Raw genomic sequence first — 25,574 nt, forward strand, 5'->3', positions numbered from 1 at the left:
TGACACCGACCGACGCCTCGGCGTCCCCCGCGGGCGGCACCGACGACGTGGTCACGGCGGGCGCGACGGAGCCGACCCGACCCGGTACGGCCGCCAGGATGCGGGCGACGGCACGTGCAGCGACGCGTCGGGTGCTGGGGCTCGAGGGGTCCCCGCGCAGCGATCGCGTCGCGTTTCTGCACGACAACGAGCCCGAGCGCCCCGAACTGAACGCCGCCGAGGTGCGCGATCTCACACGGATCCGCCGCTTCGGTGCCATCGGCGCCGCGATGATGGCCCTCGGTGCACTGGGCGCCGGCGCGCAACCGGTTCTCCAGAACCCGGTGCAGGGCGTCCGCGTGCTCGGACTCTTCGCTCGCGCGCTCCCCGCCGCACTCACCGTCACGATGATCGGCACCGCCGTCGTGGTGCTCGCGTGGCTGCTCCTCGGCCGCCTCGCCGTGGGATCCTTCGGCGCGCACTCGTCGCCGCGCCGGATGTCTCGCTCCCAGCTGGACCGCACGCTCGCGCTGTGGATCGTGCCGCTGTGTGTCGCGCCACCGATGTTCAGCAAGGACGTCTACTCGTACCTGGCGCAGAGCGAGATCACGGCCCGCGGACTCGATCCGTACGCCATCGGTCCGCAGGCGGCACTCGGCGTCGACCATGTACTCACCCGCACCGTGCCGAACATCTGGCGCGACACCCCGGCGCCCTACGGACCGTTCTTCCTGTGGATCGGTCGGGGCATCACCGCGCTCACCGGTGACGACATCGTCGCCGGAATCTTCCTGCATCGCATCGTCGCGCTCGTCGGGGTCGCGCTCATCGTGTGGGCACTCCCCCGCCTCGCCGCCCGGTGCGGAGTGTCCAGCGTGGCGGCGCTGTGGCTCGGTGCCGCAAATCCGCTCCTGCTCTTCCACCTCGTCGCCGGAATCCACAACGAGGCCGCGATGCTGGGCCTGATGCTCGCGGGGCTCGAACTCTCGTTCCGCGCAGTCGAGTCCGCGGCACCACTGCGGGGACGTACGGGTGTGCTGCTGCTCGCGGGTGCGGCGGTCATCGCCCTGTCCGCGACGATCAAGATCCCGTCGGTGCTCGCGCTCGGATTCGTGGGCATGGCGTTGGCGCGTCGATGGGGTGGTCGGCCCCGCGACGTCGCGGCCGCCGCCGCACTGCTCGGCGCGGTGACGGTCGCCGTGATCCTCGGTGTCAGCGTCGCGAGCGGGCTCGGATTCGGTTGGTTGGACACCCTGGGCACGGCCAACGCCGTGCGCAGCTGGATGTCGTTGCCCACACTGCTCGGCCTCGCCACGGGAGGCGCCGGCGTCCTCCTGGGCATCGGCGACCACACCACGGCCGTGCTGTCCCTCACCCGCCCGATCGCCTCCCTGGTGGCCGCGCTGATCATCATGCGGATGCTCGTGTCGGTCCTGCTGGGCCGGCTCCACCCCATCGGCGCCCTCGGCGTGTCGCTCGGAGCACTGGTGCTGCTCTTCCCCGTCGTCCAGCCCTGGTACCTGCTGTGGGCCGTGACCCCGCTGGCCGCCTGGGCCACCCGACCGGCGTTCCGGGTGCCGGTGATCGTCTTCTCCGCGTTCGTGTCGCTGATCGTCATGCCGACCGGCGGTGAGGTCCAGCCCTTCGTCATCGTCCAGGCGGCGGTGGCGACCGTCCTGACGATCGCCGTGCTGTACGCCACGACGAGGCGACTGCTGCCCTGGCGGGCACGCGACGGGGCGGCGGCGCCGGACCGTCCTTCGGACGCCTACGCTGGATCATCGTGACCGCCCGACCTGTCCCTCCGCCCACGGCGTCCGATGCCGGGACGCCGACGGACTCTCCGGCGGTGTCGCTCCGCGGTGTGGTCAAGCACTTCGGTGACGTCGCGGCCGTCGACGGACTCGACATCGAGCTGCAGCGCGGCCGGGTGCTCGCACTCCTCGGTCCCAACGGGGCCGGCAAGACCACCACCGTCGAGATGTGCGAGGGCTTCCACACGCCCGACTCCGGTGAGGTTCGCGTCCTGGGGCTCGATCCCATCGCCGACTCCGACCGTCTCAAGCCGCGGATCGGTGTGATGCTGCAGGGCGGCGGCGCCTACCCCGGCTCGCGTGCCGGCGAGATGCTCGACCTCGTCGCCGCGTATTCGGCCGACCCGCTCGATCCCGCCTGGCTCCTCGGACAGTTGGGGCTCACCGATGCGGTCCGCACGCCGTACCGGCGACTCTCCGGCGGTCAGCAACAGCGCCTCTCGCTGGCCTGCGCGCTGGTCGGCCGGCCCGAGCTGGTGTTCCTCGACGAGCCGACCGCCGGGCTCGACGCGCAGGCGCGGCTCCTCGTGTGGGACCTCATCGAGGCACTGCGGCGCGACGGCGTGAGCATTCTGCTGACCACCCACCTCATGGACGAGGCAGAGCACCTCGCGGACGACCTCGTGATCATCGACCACGGTCAGGTCGTGGCCTCCGGTACGCCCACCGAGCTCACGCGACGGGGCGCCGAGGGCCAGTTGCGCTTCTCCGCGCCGTCCGGCCTCGATCTGTCGTTGCTGCAGATGGTGCTGCCCGAGGGGTTCGATCCGGTCGAGAGTTCCCCGGGCTCGTATCTGCTCGAGGGGACCATCGACCCCCAGGTGCTCGCGACGGTGACCTCGTGGTGTGCTCGACTGAACGTGCTGGCCACCGATCTCCGTGTGGAACAGCGCAGCCTCGAGGACGTCTTCCTCGACCTCACGGGGCGGGAACTGAGAGGGTGAGCGTGACATCACGGTCCGAACGTGCGTCCGACCGATTCGCACCGGGGACGTTCACACCGGATCCCCGGCCCGCGCCGCGACGCCGCATGCTGCTGGCACAGAGCCGCCTCGAACTGCTTCTGCTGCTGCGCAACGGGGAGCAGCTGCTGCTGACGATGTTCATCCCGGTGACCTTGCTCATCGGGCTCACGCTCCTGCCGTTCGGCGACTTCGGCACCGAGCGCGTCGGCACCGTCGTGCCCGCCGTGATGACCGTCGCGGTGATGTCGACCGCGTTCACTGGTCAGGCCATAGCCGTCGGCTTCGACCGGCGCTACGGCGCCCTCAAGAGACTCGGCGCCACCGCCCTGCCGAAGTGGGGCGCGATCGCCGGGAAGTCGATCGCCGTCCTCCTCGTGGTCGTGCTGCAGTCGGTGCTGCTCGGTGCCATCGGCCTCGCCCTCGGGTGGCGTCCGACCCCCGGCGGACTCGTGCTGGGCGCGCTGGTCATCGCTCTGGGCACCGTCACCTTCGCCACGATGGGCCTCCTGCTCGGCGGGACGCTGCGGGCCGAGATCGTGCTCGCCCTCGCCAACATCGCGTGGTTCGTGATGCTCGGCATCGGCAGCGTGGTGTTCGCGAACGAGGCACTCCCCGGTGGCGTCCGCATGATCGCGCGGCTGATCCCGTCCGGCGCGATGGCGGAGACGCTGGAGCAGGCCGTCGTCGGGCGAGCCGATCTGTTCGGCATCCTGGTCCTCGTCGTGTGGGCAGCGGTCTGCGGCTTCTGGGCGACCCGCAAGTTCTCGTTCACCTGACACCGGTGCCGCAGGCCGACCACCCGGTGCCGCAGGCCAACTACGCAGCGTAGGAGATGCCGTCTACCATCGACGTGTGCTCTCCCGTGCGTACTTCTCCGTGGTCGACCGCCTCCCGGTCCCCTCCGTTCGCGTCCAGCGGATCATCGCGTTCGTCGTGATCCTGACGCAGGGCGGTATCTCGGTGACGGGCGCCGTGGTCCGGGTGACGGGCTCCGGGCTCGGGTGCCCCACGTGGCCGCAGTGCTTCCCCGGCAGTTTCACGCCCGTCGGCGTGTCCGAGGTGCCCGTCCTGCACCAGGCGGTCGAATTCGGCAACCGCATGCTCACCTTCGCCGTGGTTCTCACCGCCGCCGCCATCGTCCTGGCGGTGACGCGGGCTCGGCGACGCCGCGAGGTGGTCGTCTATGCGTGGCTCATGCCCGCGGGCACGGTGCTGCAGGCCGGCGTCGGCGGCATCACGGTGCTCACCGGGCTGCTGTGGTGGACCGTGGCCGTGCACCTCGTCATCTCGATGCTGATGGTCTGGCTCGCGACGCTGCTGTTCCACAAGATCGGGGAGAAGGACGAAGGCGTCTCGGTCCCCGCCGTGCCCGCGCCGCTGCGGTGGCTGACCGTGCTGTCCGCGGTCCTGCTCGCCGGAGTTCTGGTGGCGGGCACCATGGTCACCGGCGCGGGACCGCATGCCGGTGACGCGGACGTGGCCCGGCTCGAGGTGGAGATCGTCACCCTCGTGCATCTGCACGCCGAACTGCTGGTGGGATACCTGGCGCTGTTGGTGGGGCTCACGTTCGCGGTCTACGCCGTCAGTCCGTCCGGAGCCTCGGCCATCAAGAAGCGCCTGCAGGTGGTCATCGCGATCGTCGTCGCCCAGGCGTCCGTCGGCATCGTCCAGTACTTCACCGATGTCCCCGCGGCCCTCGTCGCCGTCCACGTCGCCGGTGCTGCCGCGGCCACGGCGGCCACGGCCGCTCTCTGGGTGTCCCTGCGCGAGCGGGAGACCGTGCCGGCAGCCGAGGACACCGACGTGACCTCGCCGCGGCTGGCCCGCGCGGACTGAGCCGGACGCGGTCAGAGACCGTTGCGCGCCTTCGGGAAACGCGACTGACGAGCCACCCATCCCGCCATCTGCGCGAAGTGGCCCTTGCGCGGGGTGACGATGCTCGTCAGCTCGCGGTCCCAGTCACCGAGGGTCACGGAGTCGAGCGAGTCCACCACTGCGTGCGCGACGCGGAGATTGCCGGCGACCCGGTCCCCCAGGATCCCGTCGGCACCGACCAGCGTCATGCGGACACCGGCGCGGCCGAGCGGCTGCAGCACCACCGTCGCGGACCCGCCGTGCGCTGCGACGAACGACTCGATCGAGGACACCAGGTTCGACGGCGGGGCCGCCGTCTCGGTGCTCTGCCCGGAGTCACCCTTGGGTGCGTTCTCGATGCTCTCGGTGCTCATGGTCGTGAGAATACCCGGTGCGTCTCGCGCGGCCTACTGGCCGGTAACGCCGCGGCGGGTCGGTCCTGCCCCCGCTGCCGCGCGCACAGTGGCAGACTTTTCCCATGCGCGCTGTACTCGTGACCCGAACCGGCGGACCCGACGTCCTCGACGTGACCGAGGTCCCCGATCCGGTGGCCGGCCCGGCCGATCTGCTGGTGCGGGTCCAGGCCTCCGGAATCAACTACATCGACACGTACTTCCGTAGCGGGTCCTACCCGCGGGAGCTGCCGTACGTCCCGGGCGACGAGGGCACCGGCGTCGTCGAGCAGGTGGGCTCGGAGGTGTCCGAGTTCTCGGTCGGCGATCGCGTCGCCTGGGCCGCGGCGCCCGGGAGCTACGCCGAACTCGTGCGGGTCCCGGCAGCCTCGGCCATCGCGGTGCCGACGGGTGTGGATCCCCCACAGGCAGCGTCCGTGCTGCTCCAGGGCATGACGGCACACTATCTGATCGAGTCGACGTACCCCGTGCAGTCCGGCGACGTGGTGTTGGTGCACGCCGGCGCGGGCGGAGTCGGGCTGATCCTCACGCAGCTCGTCACGGCGAAGGGCGCGTCGGTGATCACCACCGTGTCCACCGACGAGAAGGAGGCGTTGTCACGCGAGGCAGGCGCGGCTCACGTTCTCCGTTACGACGACGACATCCCGGCACGCGTGCGCGACATCACCGACGGTGTCGGCGTCGCGGCGGTGTACGACGGCGTCGGTGCCTCGACGTTCGACTCGAGTCTCGAGAGCGTGCGCATCCGCGGGACCGTGGCCCTGTTCGGTGCCGCGAGCGGGCCGGTACCGCCGGTGGACCCACAGCGCCTCAACAAGGCCGGCTCGGTGTTCCTGACCCGTCCCACTCTCGCGCACCATATCCGCGACCGGGCAGAGCTGGAATGGCGCGGCGGCGACGTGGTGCGCGCGCTGGCGGACGGAACCCTGACGGTCAGAGTCGAGCATCGCTATCCGCTCGAGCAGGCCCGGCAGGCGCACACCGACCTCGAGAGCCGGAAGACGGCGGGATCGATCGTGCTGGAGCCTTGACTCGGAGCGGGTGTCAGGAGAAGAAGTCGGAGACCGTGGACATTCCGAGCACGGAATCGACGGCGAGACCGATGAACACCACCGCGAGGTAGTTGTTCGACTGCAGGAACAGGCGCAGCGGCTTCACGGCCTCACCGCGTCGCACGCCGGAGTACAGCTGATGCGCCATGAGCAGGAACCAGGCACCCGCCGCCAAGGCGACCGCGGCGTAGACGACACCGGCCGCCGGGATCAGCGCAGCCGTGGCCGCGACCGTGGCCCACGTGTAGAGGACGATCTGCCGGGTGACGACCTGCTCGGTGGCGACGACGGGCAGCATGGGCACGCCAGCCGCCTTGTAGTCGTCCTTGTACCGCATGGCCAGGGCCCACGTGTGGGGCGGAGTCCAGAAGAAGATGACGAGGAACAGGACGATCGCCTGCCACCCGATGGTCCCGGTCACGGCGGACCATCCGACGAGTGCGGGCATGCATCCCGCGGCACCGCCCCAAACCACGTTCTGCGAGGTCCGGCGCTTGAGCACCATCGTGTAGACGAGGACGTAGAACAGAATCGTCGCGACGACCAGGATTCCGCTGAGGAGATTCGCCGCCCACCAGAGCCAGAGGAAGGATCCGACTCCGAGGAGCGCGCCGAAGACGAAGGCGTGCGACGTCGGCACGGCCTCGCGGGCCAGTGGCCGCCGCGCCGTGCGCTTCATGACCTTGTCGATGTCCGCGTCGACCACGCAGTTGAGGGTGTTGGCGCTGGCAGCACCCATCCACCCGCCGAACAGCGTGGCGAACAGGAGCGGGAGGTTCACCGTGCCGCGGTCCGCGAGAAGCATCGTGGGGATCGTCGCGACCAGGAGGAGCTCGATCACGCGCGGCTTCGTCAGCGCTATGTAGGCGGCGGGCTTGGCCGTCAGCCGGCCGAGTCGCGACGTGGGAGCGGTCGACACGTCCCGGGTCGGACTGTCGGTGAACCCGTGTCCGCTCGGGCTCTGCCGCATACCCACTCGAATCTCCCTCTCGCACCGTCCGCTCCACCACCCGGCCCAGTTACCGAGCGGAATGGTGCTACTACAAGCGATGGTAGACGCCGCCTGTGTCATCACCCCAATCGGCGGGTAGTCGGATGGTGCGGGCGTCGCGTGACGGATCGGCGGCGGACCACCCGCCACGGAACCAGCGAGGCGTCCCCGACGGAACTAGGCTCTACCGGTGAACCGGGTATCCCCGACCGATCCGCCGGGGAACTAGGCTCATCACGCGCGGAGCGTCGACGAGTGCGCCGCGCCCGTGCACTACTGGCCACCCCACCCCGACAGTGTCAGGAGATCTCCACCCGTGTCGATCACAGACGACATCACCGTTCTCACCAGCGCTCACCATCCGAGCGACTGGACCGATCTGGACACACGGGCGGTGGACACTGTGCGTGTTCTCGCTGCCGACGCGGTGCAGAAGGTCGGCAACGGCCACCCCGGAACCGCCATGAGCCTCGCTCCCCTGGCGTACTCGCTCTTCCAGCGCACGATGCGCCACGATCCCACGGACACCACGTGGATCGGCCGCGATCGCTTCGTGCTCTCGTGCGGCCACTCGAGCCTCACGCTGTACATCCAGCTCTACCTGGGCGGCTTCGGCCTCGAGCTCGCCGATCTCGAAGCGCTGCGCACGTTCAAGTCGAAGACCCCCGGCCACCCGGAGTTCCGCCACACCAAGGGCGTCGAGATCACCACCGGCCCGCTCGGTCAGGGCCTGGCCTCGGCCGTCGGCATGGCCATGGCGTCGCGCCGTGAGCGTGGACTCTTCGATCCCGAGCCCGCGTGGGGCGACAGCCCGTTCGACCACTACATCTACGTCATCGCGTCCGACGGCGACATCGAGGAGGGCATCACCTCCGAGGCGTCCTCGCTCGCCGGCACACAGCAGCTCGGCAACCTGATCCTGTTCTACGACGACAACAAGATCTCCATCGAGCACTCCACCGACATCGCGCTGTCCGAGGACACCGCCAAGCGCTACGAGGCGTACGGCTGGCACGTGCAGGTCGTCGAGGGCGGCGAGAACGTCACCGCCATCGAGGAGGCGGTCGAGGCGGCCAAGGCCGTCACCGACAAGCCCTCGATCATCGTGCTGCGCACCATCATCGGCTTCCCGGCCCCCACGATGATGAACACCGGCGCCGTCCACGGTGCCGCTCTGGGTGACGACGAGGTCGCCGCCGTGAAGAAGGCGCTCGGCTTCGATCCCGAGAAGACGTTCGAGGTCACCGACGAGGTCATCGAGCACACCCGCGGTCTGCAGGCGCGTGGCCGCGCGGCGCACGAGGCGTGGAGCAAGGACTTCGACGCGTGGAGCGAGCGCGAACCCGACCGTCGCCGCCTGCTGGACCGTCTGACCGAGGGCACGCTGCCCGACGGTTGGACCGACGTCCTCCCCACCTGGGAGCCGGGCGGCAAGGCCATCGCGACGCGCGCCGCGTCCGGTGAGGTCCTCAGTGCTGTCGCCCCGGTCCTGCCGGAGCTGTGGGGCGGCTCCGCCGACCTCGCCGGCAGCAACAACACCACCATGAAGGGCGCCAAGTCCTTCGGCCCGACGTCGATCTCCACCGACGACTGGGACGCCGAGCCCTACGGCCGCACGCTGCACTTCGGTATCCGCGAGCACGCGATGGGCGCGATCCTGTCCGGCATCGTCATGCACGGACCGACGCGTGCGTACGGCGGCACCTTCATGCAGTTCAGTGACTACATGCGCCCCGCGGTGCGCCTCGCGTCGCTGATGGACATCGATCCCATCTACGTCTGGACCCACGACTCCGTCGGTCTCGGCGAGGACGGCCCGACGCACCAGCCTGTCGAGCACCTCGCGGCACTGCGCGCGATCCCGAACCTCTCGGTCGTGCGCCCCGGCGACGCGAACGAGACCGCCCACGCCTGGCGCGCGGTGCTCGCGCGCTCGTCGAGCAGCGGCCCCGTCGGCCTCGCGCTCACCCGTCAGGGCATCCCGATTCTCGACGGCACCAGCTACGAGGGTGTCTCCAAGGGCGGGTACGTCCTGGTCGAGTCGTCCAAGGCCGCACCCGACGTGATCATCGTCGCGACCGGTTCCGAGGTGCAGTACGCCGTGGAGGCGCAGAAGCTCCTCGAGGCACAGGACATCGCGGCGCGCGTCGTTTCGATGCCGTGTGTCGAGTGGTTCGAGAGCCAGGACCAGAACTACCGCGACCAGGTCCTTCCGCCCACCGTGAAGGCCCGTGTCTCGATCGAGGCCGGCATCGCGATGCCCTGGTACAAGATCGTCGGCGGCTACGGCGAGATCATCTCGCTCGAGCACTTCGGCGAGTCCGCGGACGCGGCCACGCTCTTCCGCGAGTACGGCTTCACGGCCGAGGCCGTCGTGGCCGCAGCTCAGCGCTCCATCACCAACGTGAAGGGATGACAGCATGACTCAGAACCAGAATCTCGCAGACCTGTCCGCCGCCGGAGTGTCGGTCTGGCTGGACGACCTCTCCCGTGACCGGATCTCCTCGGGCAACCTGAAGGACCTGATCGACTCCAAGTCGGTCGTCGGCGTCACCACGAACCCGTCGATCTTCCAGGCCGCCCTGTCGAAGGGCACCTCGTACGACGAGCAGGTGAACGAACTCGCCGCCCGCGGCGCCGACGTCGACTCCGTCATCCGCACGGTCACCACCGACGACGTGCGCAACGCGTGCGACGTGCTCGCACCGGTGTACGAGGCGACCAACGGAGTCGACGGACGGGTGTCCATCGAGGTCGATCCCCGCCTGGCCCACGACACCGACAAGACGGTCGCGCAGGCCGTCGAGCTGTGGAAGATCGTCGACCGGCCCAACGTGCTGATCAAGATCCCCGCCACCGAGGCCGGCATCCCCGCGATCGCCAAGGTCATCGGCGAGGGCATCAGCGTCAACGTCACGCTCATCTTCTCGGTCGAGCGCTACGAGGCCGTCATGAACGCCTACCTCGAGGGACTCGAGTCGGCGAAGGCCGCGGGCCACGATCTGTCGTCGATCCACTCGGTCGCGTCGTTCTTCGTCTCGCGGGTCGACACCGAGATCGACAAGCGTCTCGACGCCATCGGCACGCCGGAGGCGACCGACCTGAAGGGCAAGGCCGCACTGGCCAACGCACGTCTCGCGTACGTCGCCTACCAGCAGGTGTTCGAGATCGGGTCGCGCTTCCAGGGCATGCTGACCGACAACGCGCGGCCGCAGCGCCCGCTCTGGGCCTCCACCGGTGTGAAGGACCCGACCCTGCCCGACACGCTGTACGTGTCCGAGCTGGTCGCACCGAACACCGTCAACACCATGCCCGAGAAGACGATGGACGCCTTCGCCGACCACGGCGAGGTCACCGGCGACACCATCACGGGCAAGGGCCAGGAGTCGCAGGCCGTCTTCGACGCCATCAGCGCACTGGGCATCGATCTGACCGACGTCTTCCTCGTGCTCGAGAACGAGGGCGTCCAGAAGTTCGAGGCGTCGTGGGGCGAACTGCTCGACGCCACCTCCGAGCAACTCTCCGCCGCGTCGAAGAGCTGAACCGTGGCGACGGAGTCAGCCACACCCTGGGTGAATCCGCTCCGTGACAGCAGAGACAAGCGTCTCCCGAGGATCGCCGGGCCCTGCAGCCTGGTGATCTTCGGTGTCACCGGCGACCTGGCGCGCAAGAAGTTGATGCCGGCGGTGTACGACCTCGCGAACCGGGGGCTCCTGCCGCCGGGGTTCGCGCTGGTCGGGTTCGCCCGGCGTGACTGGTCGGACCAGGACTTCGGCACCATCGTGCACGACGCCGTGCGGGAGCACTCCCGGACGCCGTTCCGTGAGGACGTGTGGGAACGGTTGTCGGAAGGCATCCGCTTCGTACAGGGATCCTTCGACGATGCCGCTGCGTTCGATCAGCTCACGACGACGCTGGCGGAACTCGACGTCGAGCGTGGAACCGGTGGGAATCACGCGTTCTACCTGTCCATCCCGCCGGGCGCGTTCCCCACGGTGCTCGAACAGTTGTCGGCGTCCGGCCTCGCCACCGGACCGGAGTCCGAGGACGAGACGCCGCGGCACTGGCGTCGAGTGGTGATCGAGAAGCCCTTCGGCCACGATCTCGAGAGCGCGAAGGAGCTCAACGCGATCGTCAACCGGGTGTTCCCGGAGGATCGTGTCTTCCGCATCGACCACTACCTCGGCAAGGAGACGGTCCAGAACATCCTGGCGCTGCGCTTCGCCAACCAGCTGTTCGATCCGATCTGGAACGCTCACTATGTGGACCACGTGCAGATCACGATGGCCGAGGACATCGGCCTGGGTGGTCGAGCCGGGTACTACGACGGCATCGGCGCCGCGCGCGACGTGATCCAGAACCACCTGCTGCAGTTGCTCGCCATCACCGCGATGGAGGAGCCGGTCAGCTTCAGCCCCAGCGAGCTGCAGAGCGAGAAGATCAAGGTCCTCTCGTCGACGCGGTTGGCGGAGCCCTTCGCGCAGACCGCCGCCCGGGGGCAGTACACCTCGGGGTGGCAGGGCAGCCAGAAGGTGAAGGGGCTCAAGGAGGAGGAGGGGTTCGACGCGGAGTCGAACACCGAGACCTACGCGGCCATCACCCTCGAGGTGGACACCCGGCGGTGGGGCGGTGTCCCGTTCTACCTCCGTACCGGTAAGTCGCTCGGACGGCGCGTGACCGAGATCGCGATGATCTTCAAACGCGCACCGCATCTGCCGTTCGACGCCACGATGACCGAGGAACTGGGCCAGAACGCGCTCGTCATCCGCGTGCAGCCCGACGAGGGCGTCACGCTGCGCTTCGGATCGAAGGTGCCGGGGTCCAGCATGCAGGTGCGGGACGTCAGCATGGACTTCAGTTACGGCCAGGCCTTCACCGAGTCGTCGCCCGAGGCGTACGAGCGTCTCATCCTCGACGTGCTGCTCGGCGAGCCGTCGCTCTTCCCGGTCAATGCCGAGGTCGAGCTGTCGTGGAAGATCCTCGATCCCATTCTCGAGTACTGGGCGTCCGGAGGCGCGGCGGATCCGTACGAGGCCGGCACGTGGGGCCCCGACTCGGCCAACGAGATGATGCAGCGCACCGGACGCGAATGGAGAAGGCCGTGATCGTCGATCTGCCCGCCACCACTACCGGTGCCGTCTCGAAGAAGTTGGTGGAGCTCCGCGAATCGGGCGGCGCCGTCACGCTCGGTCGGGTGCTCACCCTGGTCGTCGTCATCCGTGATCCGGCGAAGTTCGAAGCGGCGATCGAGGCGGCCAACGAGGCCAGCCGGGAGCATCCGTGTCGCGTCATCGTGTTGGCCCGCGGCGAACGTGACGACGACGACGTGCTGGATGCGCAGATCCGCGTCGGCGGCGACGCGGGCGCGTCCGAGGTGGTCTTCCTGCGACTGCGGGGCGAGCTGTCGGAACACGAGCAGAGCGTCGTCCTGCCCTTCCTGCTGCCGGACACCCCCGTGGTGGCCTGGTGGCCGAGCGGAGCACCGGCGGTCCCGAAGGAGGACCCGGTGGGTCGGCTCGCCATCCGACGGATCACCGACGCGACCAATTCGCCCGACCCACGCGCTGCCATCTCGTCGCGCCTCGAGTCGTATGCCGAGGGCGATTCCGACCTCGCCTGGTCGCGCATCACCTATTGGCGTGCACTGCTCACGACGGCGCTCGATCAGCAGGCCGAGCCGGTGCGATCGGTGACCGTGTCGGGTCTGCGCGAGGAGCCCGCACTGGACATTCTCGCCGGGTGGTTCGCCGCCCGCCTCGACGTCCCCGTGGTGCGCAAGGTCGGCGACCTGCGTGTGGAGATGGTGCTGGCCGACAGCACCGTGTCCATCAGCAGGCCGCAGACCGGCACCACCGCCACGCTCATCCGCACCGGACAACCGGACACGTTGGTTTCGCTCGCCCGGCGCGAGACCCGCGACTGCCTCGCGGAGGAGTTGCGTCGACTCGACCGTGACGAGATCTACGAAGAGGCCCTCGCCGGCCTGACGAAGGTGACCTATGAGTGAGACACGACCGGAGATCCACCGTTCCGACGACACGGCGGCTCTCGCCCGCGCTGCGGCGGAGCGCTTCGTGTCGGTGGTGGTCGCCGCCCAGCGAGCACGCGGTACCGCCTCCGTCGTGCTGACCGGTGGCGGCACCGGTGTCGCGACCCTGGCTGCCGTCCGCGATCTCGGCAGCGACATCGACTGGTCCGCCGTCGACGTCTTCTTCGGTGACGAACGCTTTCTCCCCGAGGGCGACCCCGAACGCAACTACGTGCAGGCCCGCGACGCCCTGCTCGATCACGTCGGGGTCGATCCCGATCGCGTGCACGTCATGGCGCCGTCCGACTCCCCGCTGGGCGACGACGTCGAGGCCGCGGCGGTGACCTACCTGCAGTCGGTGGCAGCCTTCGCACCGGAGGACGGACCTGCCTTCGACATCCACCTGCTCGGCATGGGCCCGGACTCGCACGTCAACTCTCTCTTCGCCCACGGTGACGCGGTGCAGGAGGCGTCACGCTGGGTCGTGGCCGTGACCGACTCCCCCAAGCCGCCTCCCGTGCGCATCACGCTGACGCTCCCGGCGGTGAACAGGTCTCGGCACGTGTGGTTCCTCGTGTCGGGCGAGGGCAAGGCCGATGCCGTGGCCGCCTGTGTCGGGGGCGCGGATCCGGTCGAGCATCCGGCCGCCGGGGCACACGGCCTCGAGTCCACCGTGTGGTTCCTGGACGCGGGCTCGGCGTCCCGCCTCTGAGCGACGCGCCTCCGACGACTGTCAGGTCGGCGGCCGTCCCGGCTGATCGTCCTTGGGTCGGACGGGCGTCGAGGCCGCTGGTCGACGCCGGGGCACTCCCCTGCGCCACTCGGATCCGGTTGCGGTGCAACGGTGTTCGTTCTGCGGAATCATGACGGATGTCCTCCCGGCGTCGAATGGGTCTGTTCTGTTCGACGCCGGGAAGGTCCTCGTGGTTCCCTCTACCCGCTGTTGCGCAACGCGGTCGCGAGCCCGTTCATGGTCAGCAGGATGCCGCGCTTGACCTGTTCGCGGTCGTCTCCCGCACGGAGTTGCCTGAGCAGTTCCACCTGCAGGTGGTTCAGCGGCTCGAGGTACGGGAAGCGGTTGAACACCGACCGGGCCAGCGCCGGGTTGTCGTCGAGCAACCCGTCGTGCCCCGTGATCTTCAGGTACATCGACACGGTCTTCGCGTGCTCGGTCGAGATCATGTCGAACACGGTCTTGCGGAGCTGCTCGTCCGGAACCAGTTCGGAGTACCGGGCGGCGAGCCCCAGATCCGACTTGGCCATGACCTGCGCCATGTTGGAGAGCACCGTCCGGAAGAACGGCCACCGCCGGTACAGATCGGTCAACGTCGCCAGCTTGTCCGCGTCGCCGCCGACCCAGTCCTCGAACGCGGTACCCACTCCGTACCAGCCGGGCAACATCACCCGCGACTGACTCCACGACATCACCCACGGGATCGCCCGCAGGTCGTACACCGAGTTGGTGGGCTTCCGCGACGCCGGCCGACTGCCGATGTTGAGCTCCCCGATCTCGGCGACCGGGGTGGACATCCGGAAGTACTCGACGAATCCCGGCGTCTCGTGGACCAGCGCCCCGTACGCGGCCTGGGCGCGTGCCGCCAGATCGTCGAGCAGCGCGTAGGCCGGCTCGGCGTCGTCCCCGAGCCCCTCGACGTCGAGCAGTGTGCTCTCGATGGTCGCCGCCAACAGCGTCTCGAGGTTGCGGCGCGCCAGGCGGGGCTCCGCGTACTTCGCCGCGATGACTTCGCCCTGCTCGGTGATCCGCAGCGAGCCGGTGACCGCACCGGTGGGCTGAGCGAGGATGGCGTCGTAGCTGGGGCCACCGCCGCGGCCCACGGTGCCGCCACGGCCGTGGAACAGTCGCAGCCGGATCCCGGCGGCGCGTGCGGCCTCGACGAGGTCGAGTTCGGCACGATAGAGCGCCCAGTTCGCGGCCAGATAGCCGCCGTCCTTGTTGGAGTCGGAGTACCCCAGCATCACTTCCTGGTTGTCCCCACGGGACGTCACCAGCGCGCGGTAGACGGGGATGGACAACGTCGCGGTGAGGGTCGCCGCGCCCTGCTGGAGATCGTCGATGGTCTCGAACAACGGCACCACACCGACGGGCGAGGACGGCCCCGTCTCGGCGTCGCCGGGATCGAGGATGCCCGCCTCCTTGAGCAGCACCGCGGCCTCGAGCATGTCGCTGACCGAGGTGCACATGCTGATGATGTAGTTCGGCACCGCGCCGCCGCCGAAGGTGCGCACGGCGTCCGCGGCGGACTCGACGATCGCCAGTTCCTTGGCCGTCTGCTCGCTGAACTCCGCGCGTGGCCCGATGAGGGGACGCCGCGTCTCGAGCTCCGCGGACAGGATCGCGACGCGCTCGTCCTCGGACAGTGACGCGTAGTCCGAGTGCACACCCGCCCAGGCCAGCAACTCCGCCACGACCTGCTCGTGGATCTCGGAATTCTGCCGCATGTCGAGCCCGGACAGATGGAACCCGAAGGTCTCGAGCGCCTGCCGGAGCGTCGCGAGTCGGTCGTCGGCGATGACGCCGTTGGCCGTGCGGCGCAACGAGCGGTCCAGCAGGTCCAGATCGTCGAGCATCTCCTGCGGGGCCGCGTACGGCTCGAGTTCCGGCGAGTCGAGGGTGTTGTCCGGCACCACGTCCAGCATGCGGCGTGCCGTCGCCGACAGTCGCCCGCGGATACCGCGCACGGCCCGGCGGAAGGGCTCGTCCGCACGGAACGCCGACTCGTCCTTCGACGCGTCGGCCAGGGCCTGCAGGTCCGCGTCGACGTCGATCAGCCGAGCCGACATGGACAGCTCGTGCTCCAGACCGACGAGGTCGGCGAGATACCGGGTGAACGCGACCTGCGCGGCGCGGTTGGTCGCGCGGTGCACGATCTCCCCGGTGACGAAGGGGTTGCCGTCCCGGTCGCCGCCGATCCACGATCCGGGTCGTAGCATCGGCCGCGTCAGCAGGTCGGCATCCGGCCAGCGGCTGCGCAGCGCTGCCCGCAGTTCGGTGTTGATGCGCGGGATCACGTCGAAGAGCGACATGTCGTAGTAGCGCAGACCCACCTCGATCTCGTCCTGGATCCGCAAGCGGGACAGGCGGATCAGTGCCGTCTGCCACAGGGCAAGGATCTGCCGCTCGATCTTCGCGTCGGTCTCCGCGATCTCCGTGTCGTCCAGTTCCGTGCGCTCGCGGAAGCGCATCAGATCGGTGATGCGGCTCTGGATCTCCGACACGGTGCGACGACGCGTCTCGGTGGGATGCGCGGTGATGACCGGCGAGACCAGGGCGTCACGGAGCAGGTCCTCCACCGTGGCAGCGTCGAGGCGTGCCGCATCGAGCTTGCTGTAGGTGGAGGCGAGACTGCTGTCCTGGGGCGGCTCCCCGGCGCGCACGTGCACTGCGCGCCGACGCTCGCGATGAATGTCCTCCGCCAGGTTGGCGAGAAGCGAGAAGTGACTGAACGCCCGGATCACCGGGATGGCGCGCGTGATGTCGATGCCGTCGAAGAGCTGGGCGAGTTCGCCGCGGTCGATCTCCGACCGGCGCACGCGGAACGACTCCACCCGGGCCTGCTCGACGAGGTCGAAGATCTCCTCGCCCTCGTGGTCCCGGACGACGGAACCGAGAATACCGCCGAGGAGCCGAATGTCCTCTCGGAGAGGTTCGGTGGCGGGCAGACCTGGATCCACGACTGTCATGGGAACAGTATTGTCGGCGCACCTCCGGACCGCAGCGCGGGGCTCACGGCGGGGTCACGTCACCCGGTCAGGCGAACTTGATCTCCAGGCCGATGCCCAGGATGCAGATGAGCCAGACGACACCGGTGAAGACGGTGACACGGTCGAGGTTCTTCTCGACGACGCTGGACCCGGACAGAGACGACTGCACGCCACCACCGAACAGGCTCGACAGGCCGCCGCCCTTGCCGCGGTGCAGCAGGACGAAGACGAGCAGGCCGATGCTGGTGACCACCAGCAGGATGTCCAGGAACGTGCGCATGATGAACCATGTTACAGGCCACACGCCGCCGAACGACGAAGGGCACGTCGCGTGTGCGACATGCCCTCCGATCGGTGATGTGCGGTAGGTCAGGGAAGAGGTCCCCCGGCGGCGATGGCGCACAGGGTGGCGAACTCGTCCGCCTTCAGCGACGCACCGCCCACCAGCGCACCGTCGACGTCGGTCTGGCCGACGATCTCGCCGACGTTCTTCGAGCTGACCGATCCGCCGTACAGCACACGGACAGCCGCCGCGGTGTCGACGTCGGCGAGCGACGCCAGCTCCTGACGGATGGCGCCGCAGACCTCCTGTGCGTCCGCGGCACTGGCCACGCGGCCGGTACCGATGGCCCACACCGGCTCGTAGGCGACGACGATCTTCCCGATTTCCTCGGCACTCAGACCCGCGAGGGACCCGCGGAGCTGCTCGACGTTGAACGCCACGTGCTCGCCGGCCTCGCGCACCTCGAGACCCTCCCCGATGCAGACGATCGGCACGAGTCCGTGCTTCAGCGCGGCCTTGGTCTTGGCCAGCACCGTCTCGTCGGTCTCGCCGTGTCCGGCGCGACGCTCCGAGTGTCCGACCACGACATACGTGCACCCCAGCTTGGCCAGGAAGGCACCGCTGATGTCGCCGGTGTACGCGCCGGAGTCGTGCGGCGAGAGATCCTGCGCGCCGAACGTGAGCAGGAGCTTGTCGCCCTCGATCAACGTCTGGACACTGCGGATGTCGGTGAACGGCGGGATGACCGCGACATCGACCTTCTCGAAGTACTTCGCGGGCAACGAGAAGGCGATCTTCTGCACCAGGGCGATGGCCTCGAGGTGGTTGAGATTCATCTTCCAGTTACCGGCGATGAACGGGGTCCGTGCCATGTGTCAGCCCTCCAGTACCGACAGGCCGGGGAGCTGCTTGCCCTCGAGGTACTCGAGCGAGGCACCGCCACCGGTGGAGATGTGCGAGAAACCGGCATCCGGGAGACCCAGAGTGCGCACGGCCGCGGCGGAGTCGCCACCGCCGACGACACTGAACGCGCCCTTCGTGGTCGCCGCGATGATCGCCCGAGCGATACCTTCGGTGCCCTTCGAGAACTTCTCGAACTCGAAGACTCCGGCGGGACCGTTCCAGAAGATGGTCTTGGCGTTGCTGAGCACCGCCTCGAACCGATCCACCGAGTCCGGTCCCACGTCCAGACCCATCCAGCCGTCGGGGATCTCCGACGCCTTCACGGTCTTCGACTCGGCATCGGCGGAGAAGCTGTCGGCGACGACGACGTCCGTCGGGAGATGGATGACGTCACCGAAACGCTCGAGCAGGTCCTTGCAGGTCTCGATGCGATCTTCCTGCAGCAAGGACGTACCCACCGAATACCCCTGCGCCGCAAGGAAGGTGAAGGCCATTCCGCCGCCGATGACCAGCGTGTCGACCTTCGGCGCCAGCGCCTCGATGACACCGATCTTGTCGGACACCTTGGAGCCGCCGAGCACCACGGCGTAGGGACGCTCGGGGGTCTCGGTCAGCTTCGTCAGGACGTCGACCTCTGTCGCGACCAGCGTGCCCGCGTAGTGCGGGAGCAGCGTCGCGACGTCGTAGACCGACGCCTGCTTGCGGTGCACGACACCGAAGCCGTCGGACACGAACGCGGCGTCGTCGCCGGCCAGCGTGGCCAGTTCCTTCGCGAGCGCCAGCCGCTCGGCGTCGTCTTTGCTGGTCTCGCGCGGATCGAAGCGGATGTTCTCGAGCAGGAGGACGTCTCCGTCGGTCAGACCCTCGGCGCGAGCCTCGGCGTCCTGGCCGACGACGTCCCCGGCGAGCTGGACGTGGCGTCCCAGCAGTTCACCCAGCTTGGCGGCCACCGGTGCCAACGAGAACGTGGCGTCCGGGGTGCCGTCGGGCCGACCGAGGTGGGCGGTGACGATGAGCTTGGCACCGGCCTCGAGCAGTGTCGACAACGTCGGGAGCGACGCCTCGATGCGGCCGGCGTCCGTGATCTGCCCGTTCTCCAGCGGGACGTTGAAATCGGCGCGGACGAGCACGCCGCGACCGTCGACGCCCTCGTCGATGAGATCCTGCAGTGTCTTGACGGCCATCGGGTCAGAGCGACTTTCCGACGAGTCCGATGAGGTCGACGAGGCGGTTGGAGTAGCCCCACTCGTTGTCGTACCAGGAGACGATCTTGACCTGGTCCTCGATGACCTTGGTCAGACCCGAGTCGAAGATCGACGACGCCGGGTCGGTGACGATGTCGGAGGAGACGATCGGTGCGTCGGTGTACTTCAGGATGCCCTTCAGCGGGCCCTCGGCCGCAGCCTTCATGGCCGCGTTGATCTCCTCGACCGAGGCGGTCTTGCGCACCTGGGCGGTGAGGTCGGTGACCGAGCCCGTGGGGATCGGGACGCGCAGCGCGTAGCCGTCGAGCTTGCCGAGCAGCTGCGGGAGCACAAGGCCGATGGCCTTCGCGGCGCCGGTGCCCGTGGGCACGACGTTCAGCGCGGCGGCGCGGGCACGACGCAGGTCCGAGTGCGGACCGTCCTGCAGGTTCTGATCCTGGGTGTAGGCATGGATCGTGGTCATGAGGCCCTTGACGATGCCGAACTCGTCGTCGAGCACCTTGGCGATGGGGCCGAGGCAGTTGGTGGTGCACGAGGCGTTGGAGATGATGTTCTGGCTGCCGTCGTACTTGTCGTCGTTGACGCCCATGACGATGGTGATGTCCTCGCCCTTGGCAGGCGCGGAGATGATGACCTTCTTGGCACCGGCGTCGATGTGGCCCTGAGCCTTCGACGCGTCGGTGAAGATGCCGGTGGACTCGACGACGACGTCGACGCCCAGGTCTCCCCACGGCAGGGCGGAGGGTCCCTCGCGCAGCGAGAGAGCCTTGATCTTCCGGTCGCCGACGACGATGGTGTCGTCGCCCTCGAGCGAGACGTCGTGCGGGAGGCGGCCGAGGATGGAGTCGTACTTGAGCAGGTGAGCGAGCGTTGCGTTGTCGGTGAGGTCGTTCACCGCAACGATCTCGATGTCGGTGGTGCCGAGCGCCTTCTGCGCATCGACCGCCCGGAAGAAGTTACGTCCGATACGACCGAAGCCGTTCACGCCAACCCGAACCGTCACTGTTCGCTCCTTTGTGTTGAAACTCGTGTTCCGCGTCGATGCACGGGTCGTGCACCGGTTTCCTCTACCGCACGTGATGGTGCGGACGTGTCCGTCACGGGCGACCGAGCCGCTCCGTGACCTGTGATCACCCTAATGGTTCGGGGTGGTGCAGTTCTCGGTCAGGCACCCGCGCTCATGCCTCGTCGAGCAGGTCGGCGGTGACGGCGGACTCCGTGTCCGGGATGCCCGAGTCCTTCGCCTTGCGGTCCGCCATGGACAGCAGTCGGCGGATCCGGCCCGCCACCGCGTCCTTCGTCATGGGCGGATCGGCGAGCTGCCCGAGCTCCTCGAGCGACGCCTGGCGATGCTGCACGCGCAGGTGGCCCGCCGCGGCGAGGTGGTCGGGGACGTCCTCGCCGAGAATGGCCAGCGCCCTCTCGACTCGCGCCGCGGCCGCGACGGCCGCCCGCGCGGAGCGGCGCAGGTTGGCGTCGTCGAAGTTCGCGAGCCGATTGGCCGTGGCCCGCACCTCGCGGCGCATCCGGCGCTCCTCCCACGTGAGGCGGGTGTCCTGGGCGCCCATCCTCGTGAGGAGGACACCGATGGCCTCGCCGTCGCGCACGACCACGCGATCGGCGCCGCGCACCTCCCGCGCCTTGGCCGCCACACCGAGCCGGCGGGCGGCGCCGACCAGTGCGAGGGCGGCCTCGGGTCCGGGGCAGCTGACCTCGAGCGCGGACGATCGGCCGGGTTCGGTGAGCGAGCCGTGCGCCAGGAACGCACCGCGCCACGCCGCCTCGGAATCGGCGACGGTGCCGCCCACCACCTGGGCAGGAAGTCCGCGCACCGGCCGACCACGCATGTCGAGGAGCCCGGTCTGGCGCGCCAGGGCCTCACCGTCCTTGGCCACCCGGACGATGTAGCGGGTCGACTTGCGCAGCCCGCCCGCGCCGATGGAGTGCACGTCCGCGTTGTAGCCGAACAGGTCGAACACCTCGCGCTTGAGCCGCCGGGCGATGGACAGCTGGTCCACCTCCGCCTCGACGACGACGCGACCGGCCACGATGTGCAGCCCCCCGGCGAAGCGCAGCAACGCGGCGACCTCCGCCTTGCGGCAGCTGACCGCCGTGATGGTGAGGCGGCTCAGTTCGTCCTTGACATCGGCTGTCATGGCCACGACGTCGATCCCTTCCTGCTGTCGGTGCTGCTGTCGAGGTCGGCCCGGTCGGTGCCCTCGAGAACAGCGGCGAACACGGCCGCGAGCTTGCTCGGGTCGTGTGCGTGTGGTGTAGCCCCCGCGACGTCGGCGTGGATCACGTCGGCGCCGAACACCGCGGCGGCCCGCGCGAGGTGATCACGCTCGGACCCCGGCGGCACCGACGTCGAGTCGACCACCACGTGATGCACCCGAAAACCCGGCGCGTGTTGGGACAGTACGTGGAGATGACGCTCCGCCGAGAATCCCGTGGTCTCCCCCGGCTCCGGACCGAGGTTGAGCACCAACACCTTGCGGGCCTCGGTGGCGCGCAGCGCGGAGGCGAGCTCGGGCACGAGGACGTGCGGCAACACGCTGGAGAACCAGGACCCGGGTCCGAGGACGACGAGATCGGCGGCGCCGACGGCGGTGACGGCCTGCTCGGTGGCCGGCGGATCCGACGGCCGCAGTCGGACGCGCCGCACCTTGCCGGGAGTGGTGGCGACGGCGACCTGCCCGCGGATGACGCGGCTCACGCGCGGGTCGGACTCGAGTCCCCACACGTCCGCCTCGATGTCCAGGGCGATGGGCGACATCGGCAGTACCCGCCCGTCGACGCCGAGCAGTCGAGCGGCCTCGTCGAGTGCGGCGACCGGGTCACCCAGCACCTCCGACAGTCCGGCGAGGAGAAGATTGCCCACCGAGTGTCCGGCGAGCGCGCCGCTGCCGCCGAAGCGGTGCTGCAGGATGTCGGCCCAGAGTTTGCCCTGCGGCGTCTCCGCGGCCAGCGCCGCGAGCGCCATGCGCAGATCGCCGGGCGGGATCATGCCGAGCTCCGCGCGCAGTCGGCCGGACGACCCACCGTCGTCGGCGACGGTGACCACCGCCGTCACCCGCGTGGAGAGCGACCGCACGGCGGACAGGGTCGCGTAGAGGCCGTGTCCGCCGCCGAGCGCGACGATGTGCGGAGCGTCGTCGTCGCCGCGTCCGCCGTCCGCGCTCACTCTCGACCCAGGTCGCGGTGCACGACGCGGACACTGGTGTCGGCATCGGCACGCAGCCGTTCGGCGAGCGCCTCGGTCATGGCGACGCTGCGATGCTTGCCGCCGGTGCAGCCGACGGCGACGGTCATGTACCGCTTGCCCTCGCGCCGGTAGCCGGCGAGCGTCATCGTCAGCAGGCGGTGGTACAGCTCGAGATACTCCTCCGCGTCGGGCTGGCCCAGCACGTAGTCCCGCACGCCGGCGTCCTTGCCGGTGAGCGGGCGCAGCTCGGGAATCCAGTGCGGGTTAGGAAGGAACCGCATGTCGCTCAGCACGTCCGCGTCGAGCGGTACCCCGTACTTGAAGCCGAAGGACTCGACGGTGACGGCCACGGTGCCCACCACGTCGTCGCCGAACGCCGCGGCGACGCGATCACGCAGACCGTGCACGGAGAGCGAGCTCGTGTCGATGACGATGTCCGCGGACTCCTTGACGGTGGCCAACCGGGCCCGCTCGTCCGAGATGCCCTCGGTGAGCGTGCCGTCCACCCCGTAATTCTGCAGCGGGTGGCTACGGCGCACCGACTCGAACCGCCGGATCAACACGTCGTCGGACGCGTCCAGGAACAACACGCGCGGGCGCACCCCGTCCGCGGCCAGATCGGCCAGCAGGGTGCCGACGTCGCCGTTGAACAATCGGCTGCGCACGTCGACCACCAGGGCGAGCCGCTCGATGCCCGGGTCCGACGTGCGACCGATCTCGATCATGCGAGTGATCAGCTCGGGCGGCATGTTGTCGGCGACGTACCAGCCCAGATCCTCGAGGACCTTCGCCGCCGTGCCGAGCCCGGCCCCCGACAGCCCTGTGACCAGAGCGACGTCGATGTCGGAGTGCGGTCGAACGGGGTCACCCACCTGCTCTCGCTGCACGTTCACTCGTCCCGGTGTCCTGTTCCTCGATGCGCGGCCACCGACAGCGGCTCACCGGACGGTGCCGGCAGCTCGTCACGGTCGCTGCCGTCGGTGCGTTCATCATGTCGTACCGCGGCGCCGTGCGCTTCGTTGTCGGGCACCGCGGTCTGTTCCGACACGGACGCCGTGTCCGGCTCCTGCGAAACTCCCAAGGCATCGAGGACCGCGCGTGCCGTCGTCTCGCCGATACCCGGCACCTTCACGATCTCGGACACCTCGGCCTGCTTGAGCTTCGCCACCGAGCCGAAGTGTGTCACCAACGCCGTGCGACGCGCCTCGCCGAGCCCGCGCACCGAGTCCAGCGCGGACGCCGTCATGCGCTTGGACCGCTTGCTGCGATGGAACGTGATGGCGAAACGGTGCGCCTCGTCGCGAACCCGCTGGAGGAGGTACAGCGACTCGCTGGTGCGCGGCAGGATCACGGGGTCGCTCTCCCCCGGCACCCACACCTCCTCGAGCCGTTTCGCGAGACCCACCACCGCGACGTCGGTGACACCCAGCTCGTCGAGCACCTCGGCCGCCGCGGCCACCTGCGGAGCGCCGCCGTCGACGACGAAGAGGTTCGGTGGGTAGGCGAAGCGGCGGGGCCGACCCGTCTGCGGGTCGAGGGATGCCTCGGGTGCCAGGTCGCCGCCGGAGTCCTTGCCGTGACGCAGGAACCGCCGGCGTGTGACCTCGGCGATGCTCGCGACATCGTCCGAGTGACCGTCCCCCGCGGCCTCCTTGATGGAGTAGTGGCGGTAGTCGCTCTTGCGCGGCAACCCGTCCTCGAACACCACCAGCGAGGCGACCACATCGGTGCCCTGGACGTGCGAGATGTCGATGCACTCGATGCGCAACGGTGCACTGTCGAGGTCGAGCGCTTCCTGGATGCCCTGCAACGCGGCGGAGCGCGACGTGAAGTCGCCCGCACGCTTCATCTTGTGCTGCTGCAGGGCTTCGACGGCGTTGCGGTACACCGTCTTGGCGAGTTCCTTCTTGTCGCCGCGACGAGGCACTCGTAGCTGCACCGCGGACCCGCGCAGCGAACTGAGCCACGCCTGCACCTCGTCGGCGTTCGGGGGCAGTACGGGAACGAGCACCTCGCGGGGTACGGCGTTGGCAGCGGCGTCCTCGGTGGACGACGACAGCGATGCCTGCTCGCCGTAGAACTGGGTGAGGAACTGCTCGACGAGCGCCGGCAGGTCGGACGCCGCCGCCGCGTCCACCGGAGCGTCCTGCGCCTCGGCGCGGTCGTCGGCCCCGGCCGACGTCGCCTCGGCCGCGACCGCGGCGTCGATCACCTCGCCGGCCTTCTCCACGACCCACCCGCGCTGACCGCGCACGCGACCGCCGCGGACGTGGAACACCTGGACCGCCGCTTCGAGGTCGTCGCTCGCGAAGGCGACGAGATCGGCGTCGGTACCGTCGCCGAGCACCACGGCCTGCTTTTCCAGCGCACGCCGCAGTGCCCCCACATCGTCACGCAGCCGAGCCGCCGTCTCGAAGTCCAGGTCCTCCGATGCCTTCTGCATCCGGTTCTCGAGCTCGCGGACGAGCTTGTCTGTCTTGCCCGACAGGAAGTCGCAGAAGTTCTCGACGGTCGCACGGTGTTCGGCCGCCGACACGCGTCCGACGCACGGCGCCGAACACTTGTCGATGTACCCGAGCAGACAGGGCCGACCGATCTGGTTGTGCCGCTTGAACACTCCAGCGGAGCACGTCCGCGCCGGGAACACCCGCAAGAGAAGGTCCAACGTCTCGCGGATGGCCCAGGCGTGCGCGTACGGACCGAAGTAGCGCACACCCTTGCGCCGAGGACCGCGGTAGACGAACAACCGCGGGTACTCCTCGTTGAGCGTGACCGCGAGCATCGGGTAGCTCTTGTCGTCCCGGTACCGGACGTTGAATCGAGGATCGAACTCCTTGATCCAGTTGTACTCGAGCTGGAGCGCCTCCACCTCGGTGGTGACGACCGTCCATTCGACGCTGGCAGCCGTGGTGACCATCTGACGTGTGCGCGGATGCAGGCCGGCGATGTCGGCGAAGTAGGAATTGAGACGGCTGCGCAGGCTCTTCGCCTTGCCGACGTAGATGACGCGGCCGTGCGGATCACGAAATTTGTAGACCCCTGGCTCGACCGGAATGGTTCCGGTGGCCGGGCGGTACGTAGCGGGGTCGGACACACCTCCACGGTAGTCGTCGAGACCGACAGTCGAAATCCGCCGTTCGGGCTGCGAACCACGCGCGG

At 69.1% G+C, this 25,574-nt stretch carries 21 protein-coding genes; 10 read left to right on the forward strand and 11 right to left on the reverse strand.

Features of this window, described 5'->3' with window-relative positions:
• Positions 1-98 precede the first annotated feature (98 nt).
• The 4 genes from mptB to JOE30_RS14675 all read left to right on the forward strand — a co-directional run bounded on the left by mptB (position 99) and on the right by JOE30_RS14675 (position 4,594).
• Positions 99-1,766: a polyprenol phosphomannose-dependent alpha 1,6 mannosyltransferase MptB gene (gene mptB, locus JOE30_RS14660; RefSeq protein ID WP_204870417.1), complete on the forward strand. Its 1,668-nt coding sequence runs from the start codon at positions 99-101 to the stop codon at positions 1,764-1,766.
• Complete coding sequence (locus JOE30_RS14665; protein WP_307806187.1) at positions 1,763-2,737, forward strand: ABC transporter ATP-binding protein; 975 nt, start codon at positions 1,763-1,765, stop codon at positions 2,735-2,737. Before mptB ends, JOE30_RS14665 begins: the two co-directional genes overlap by 4 nt.
• Positions 2,734-3,534, forward strand: coding sequence for an ABC transporter permease (locus JOE30_RS14670; RefSeq protein ID WP_371831676.1), 801 nt, complete (start codon positions 2,734-2,736; stop codon positions 3,532-3,534). The genes JOE30_RS14665 and JOE30_RS14670 overlap by 4 nt, the downstream gene beginning before the upstream one ends.
• Positions 3,535-3,610: 76 nt before the next feature.
• The gene (locus JOE30_RS14675; RefSeq protein WP_204867508.1) at positions 3,611-4,594 is read left to right on the forward strand and encodes a heme A synthase; all 984 of its coding nucleotides are present in this window, start codon (positions 3,611-3,613) and stop codon (positions 4,592-4,594) included.
• Between the two features lie 11 nt (positions 4,595-4,605).
• Here the strand turns inward: JOE30_RS14675 and JOE30_RS14680 are convergent, their stop codons facing one another.
• A complete protein-coding gene (locus tag JOE30_RS14680) occupies positions 4,606-4,986 on the reverse strand; it encodes a hypothetical protein (protein WP_204867510.1) in 381 nt (126 codons plus the stop codon).
• 104 nt (positions 4,987-5,090) lie between these two features.
• On the opposite strand from JOE30_RS14680, the gene JOE30_RS14685 reads away from it, so the two are divergent.
• A complete protein-coding gene (locus tag JOE30_RS14685) occupies positions 5,091-6,056 on the forward strand; it encodes a quinone oxidoreductase (RefSeq protein ID WP_204867513.1) in 966 nt (321 codons plus the stop codon).
• A gap of 13 nt (positions 6,057-6,069) precedes the next feature.
• Here the strand turns inward: JOE30_RS14685 and JOE30_RS14690 are convergent, their stop codons facing one another.
• Positions 6,070-7,047 carry a heme o synthase gene (locus JOE30_RS14690; protein WP_204870419.1) on the reverse strand — a complete coding sequence of 326 codons (978 nt, stop codon included), beginning with the start codon at positions 7,045-7,047 and terminating at the stop codon, positions 6,070-6,072.
• Positions 7,048-7,384: 337 nt separating this feature from the next.
• On the opposite strand from JOE30_RS14690, the gene tkt reads away from it, so the two are divergent.
• From tkt to pgl, 5 genes are read left to right on the forward strand one after another with little or no spacing between them, the layout of a single operon-like run.
• Complete coding sequence (gene tkt / locus JOE30_RS14695; RefSeq protein ID WP_204867515.1) at positions 7,385-9,484, forward strand: transketolase; 2,100 nt, start codon at positions 7,385-7,387, stop codon at positions 9,482-9,484.
• Positions 9,485-9,488: 4 nt separating this feature from the next.
• A complete protein-coding gene (tal, locus tag JOE30_RS14700) occupies positions 9,489-10,610 on the forward strand; it encodes a transaldolase (protein WP_204867517.1) in 1,122 nt (373 codons plus the stop codon).
• Between the two features lie 3 nt (positions 10,611-10,613).
• The gene (gene zwf / locus JOE30_RS14705; RefSeq protein WP_204867519.1) at positions 10,614-12,173 is read left to right on the forward strand and encodes a glucose-6-phosphate dehydrogenase; all 1,560 of its coding nucleotides are present in this window, start codon (positions 10,614-10,616) and stop codon (positions 12,171-12,173) included.
• Positions 12,170-13,075: a glucose-6-phosphate dehydrogenase assembly protein OpcA gene (gene opcA, locus JOE30_RS14710; protein WP_204867520.1), complete on the forward strand. Its 906-nt coding sequence runs from the start codon at positions 12,170-12,172 to the stop codon at positions 13,073-13,075. Before zwf ends, opcA begins: the two co-directional genes overlap by 4 nt.
• Complete coding sequence (pgl, locus tag JOE30_RS14715) at positions 13,068-13,808, forward strand: 6-phosphogluconolactonase (protein ID WP_204867521.1); 741 nt, start codon at positions 13,068-13,070, stop codon at positions 13,806-13,808. Before opcA ends, pgl begins: the two co-directional genes overlap by 8 nt.
• Positions 13,809-14,029: 221 nt before the next feature.
• Here the strand turns inward: pgl and ppc are convergent, their stop codons facing one another.
• The 9 genes from ppc to uvrC form a co-directional block, all read right to left on the reverse strand.
• On the reverse strand, positions 14,030-16,798 hold the full coding sequence (gene ppc, locus JOE30_RS14720) for a phosphoenolpyruvate carboxylase (protein ID WP_204867522.1): 2,769 nt from the start codon (positions 16,796-16,798) through the stop codon (positions 14,030-14,032).
• Positions 16,799-16,865: 67 nt separating this feature from the next.
• Positions 16,866-17,099: a preprotein translocase subunit SecG gene (gene secG, locus JOE30_RS14725; protein ID WP_027505281.1), complete on the reverse strand. Its 234-nt coding sequence runs from the start codon at positions 17,097-17,099 to the stop codon at positions 16,866-16,868.
• 89 nt (positions 17,100-17,188) lie between these two features.
• On the reverse strand, positions 17,189-17,974 hold the full coding sequence (gene tpiA, locus JOE30_RS14730) for a triose-phosphate isomerase (protein ID WP_204867523.1): 786 nt from the start codon (positions 17,972-17,974) through the stop codon (positions 17,189-17,191).
• A 3-nt stretch (positions 17,975-17,977) separates the two neighbouring features.
• A complete protein-coding gene (pgk, locus tag JOE30_RS14735; RefSeq protein ID WP_204867524.1) occupies positions 17,978-19,189 on the reverse strand; it encodes a phosphoglycerate kinase in 1,212 nt (403 codons plus the stop codon).
• Positions 19,190-19,193: 4 nt separating this feature from the next.
• The gene (gap, locus tag JOE30_RS14740; RefSeq protein WP_027505278.1) at positions 19,194-20,213 is read right to left on the reverse strand and encodes a type I glyceraldehyde-3-phosphate dehydrogenase; all 1,020 of its coding nucleotides are present in this window, start codon (positions 20,211-20,213) and stop codon (positions 19,194-19,196) included.
• Positions 20,214-20,388: 175 nt separating this feature from the next.
• Complete coding sequence (gene whiA / locus JOE30_RS14745) at positions 20,389-21,366, reverse strand: DNA-binding protein WhiA (RefSeq protein WP_197027771.1); 978 nt, start codon at positions 21,364-21,366, stop codon at positions 20,389-20,391.
• Positions 21,363-22,394 carry a uridine diphosphate-N-acetylglucosamine-binding protein YvcK gene (yvcK, locus tag JOE30_RS14750; protein WP_307806189.1) on the reverse strand — a complete coding sequence of 344 codons (1,032 nt, stop codon included), beginning with the start codon at positions 22,392-22,394 and terminating at the stop codon, positions 21,363-21,365. Before yvcK ends, whiA begins: the two co-directional genes overlap by 4 nt.
• Positions 22,391-23,308: an RNase adapter RapZ gene (gene rapZ / locus JOE30_RS14755; RefSeq protein ID WP_371831677.1), complete on the reverse strand. Its 918-nt coding sequence runs from the start codon at positions 23,306-23,308 to the stop codon at positions 22,391-22,393. The genes yvcK and rapZ overlap by 4 nt, the downstream gene beginning before the upstream one ends.
• Positions 23,305-25,509, reverse strand: coding sequence for an excinuclease ABC subunit UvrC (gene uvrC / locus JOE30_RS14760; protein ID WP_371831678.1), 2,205 nt, complete (start codon positions 25,507-25,509; stop codon positions 23,305-23,307). The genes rapZ and uvrC overlap by 4 nt, the downstream gene beginning before the upstream one ends.
• Between the last annotated feature and the right edge of the window lie 65 nt (positions 25,510-25,574).

Origin of the sequence: Rhodococcus sp. PvP016, from assembly GCF_017832185.1 — a bacterium.
In the GTDB taxonomy this organism is placed as follows: Bacteria; Actinomycetota; Actinomycetes; order Mycobacteriales; family Mycobacteriaceae; genus Rhodococcoides.